The sequence below is a fragment of the Thalassobacterium maritimum genome, assembly GCF_031127805.1.
Taxonomy (GTDB): domain Bacteria; phylum Verrucomicrobiota; class Verrucomicrobiia; order Opitutales; family Coraliomargaritaceae; genus Thalassobacterium; species Thalassobacterium maritimum.
Genome location: NZ_JARXHW010000134.1, coordinates 1 through 1,507, shown reverse-complemented (window position 1 = coordinate 1,507; position 1,507 = coordinate 1). Strand labels below are relative to the sequence as shown.

Annotated in this window: 1 protein-coding gene; it reads right to left on the bottom strand. The window is 48.7% G+C overall.

Annotation, left to right across the window (positions count from 1 at the left end; genetic code table 11):
- Positions 1–25: 25 nt before the first annotated feature.
- Positions 26–1,186, bottom strand: coding sequence for a hypothetical protein (locus tag QEH52_RS19590; protein WP_308952650.1), 1,161 nt, complete (start codon positions 1,184–1,186; stop codon positions 26–28).
- Positions 1,187–1,507: the final 321 nt, after the last annotated feature.

Below are 1,507 nucleotides of genomic sequence, written 5' to 3'. Positions count from 1 at the left end.
ACAAGTCGCAATGCCATTGCATAATTCAAAGTGCCCTCTCTAGGACCGTAATTAGAACTGGTTCTCTGGATTCGCTTCTTATCCTGACTTTGGGCCAATGGCTGACGCTTTGCCTTATTTTTCTGGGGCATGTTCGCCTTCTTCGCTTGGGCGAGCGGAAGGTATCGGCCTCTGTGGTAAATTTGTCCACAAAGCCTTGATACTGCTCTTCGCTAATAATGCTACCGACGCTTTCAAAGAGCCTCCATAGCGTTGTGACGTTTTCACGCACTAAATCGAAGCGGATGGATTGTGACTGATAGATCGTTTCATTTTCTCCGGACTGAGCCGATTGACTTGCGCTTTTTTCGTGGATGCGTTGCCGCTCGCGTGCAACAAGCGCACTGGCCCAGACCATGGACAGGATTTCGATCTGAGCGGTTTCCAAGAGTTGGGAGCTCAGGTATTTGTGTTTCTTCATTTCAAGCTTTAGCTCTCGATAGTAGCCTTCGTGCTCCCAGCGAGTATTATAAAGCTCGGCCATTTGCTGGGCCGGATGCTCGCTGGAATCGATCAAGTTCGTCCATAATCTGTAAGTTTCAGTGATCAGCTCACCTTGCGCATTCGTGCTTTCAACGGCATAGTGTATTTCACGCACACGATGAGTGGCGATGATTTTGGCTGGGCGCGTTCGGCTACGCACTTTGACCTCGACGATCCATGAGCCATCCGCGAGTCGCCGAACAGGAGAACTTGTCTGCGAATGGAAGACTTTTAGTAAAAATGCACCGCATTGGCTCGTGCCTACGAGTTGATGTAAGAACCAGCCAACACCATAAAGACAGTCGCCCATTAGCATGTCGGCTGGCCCGAGCCGCGCCAGCAGGCTGGCCGCTAGACTCAGTTCACAATCTCCACCAGCACCGACGGACACTGCAAGTGGGTTGTGAGCGCCCAACTCGACCAGTGAACTTGCGTAGATTTGCGGAAAAGCCACCTCTTGCAGCCCATCGCCCACAGGACTGTTTCGCGTCTTGGCTTTAGGGACTTTTTCCAAAATTGCCGTAGTGTTCTGCAAAGTGAAACGGGTACCATCAATGCCAATGAGTCGGTAGTCGCCATGATAGCCTTGAGGATTGGAGTGCGGATTACCAATCGGCTCCAGTAAATAATCGCTAATTGAATTAAGTCGTTCTAAATCAACCACACGTAGACGCCGGGATATAGTTGAACCCTGCAAGCCTTCACCGCATGATTTTAACAAATGCTCATCAAGTGCGCCTCGTTGAAACAGTTTTTGCCTAACTAACGAAACGAATATTGATACTAGCCCAACTGTTGCCTTCCGCCCACGGCGATGAGCTGAGGTGTTTAACGGCGAGAGAGCCTGATTAAAACGATTCTCCAACCACGAGATGTTAGCAAAATTGCAGGATGTTTCAGCCATCCAAAACTTATTAGATCCTTTTCATTCAAAGTACAGATATTGTTGCTGGCTTATCATATTTTTAATATGCAATGGCATTGT